This is a genomic window from Paraburkholderia sp. BR10936 (genome assembly GCF_040965735.1).
In the GTDB taxonomy this organism is placed as follows: Bacteria; Pseudomonadota; Gammaproteobacteria; order Burkholderiales; family Burkholderiaceae; genus Paraburkholderia; species Paraburkholderia nodosa_A.
The window spans coordinates 1-453 of record NZ_JBFRCM010000075.1; the positions used below are offsets into that span (position 1 = coordinate 1).

Genomic DNA, 453 nt, shown 5'->3' on the forward strand with positions numbered 1-453 from the left:
AGCGTCGGCTTCAGGACGGCCTGTGCCCGGTCGATCTCGGACTCAAGCGCCAAGCCGTCGAATACGTCCGAATTCATGCAGACGATGTACTGCCCGGAATGCGCGTCTGCGGCCGCCTTTCCGAGCTTGATCGCCTGCGTGATTTGGCGCTCGTCGACGCCGTCGAACAGATTACTGTCATGGATCAGGAAGCCCGGCCCCCGTCCGCGATTTGTCCAGATTGATAACAATGCGTAGTCGAGGCAGAAGATTTCCATGTTCGAGATCCCCGTCCCCCGGTCCCCTTGAATGGATATGCGGAACTCCGGCCCGTTGTCGGTGGCCTCCACCTCGAACTTCCCAGTCCTGTCGTCGTACAGTCCCTCAATGGCGCCGCCGATCAGGAGCATCGCCTCCTCAATGTGGGATGTCCGCCCCCTTAGTCCCTCGATCAGCCGGAGCTTGATGTTCCCC

General features: G+C 60.5%; 1 protein-coding gene. It reads right to left on the minus strand.

All coding sequences use genetic code 11. The features are described 5' to 3' along the window. A partial coding sequence (locus tag AB4Y36_RS40475; RefSeq protein WP_368685939.1) for a DUF2326 domain-containing protein occupies positions 1-453 on the minus strand: 453 nt, incomplete at both ends.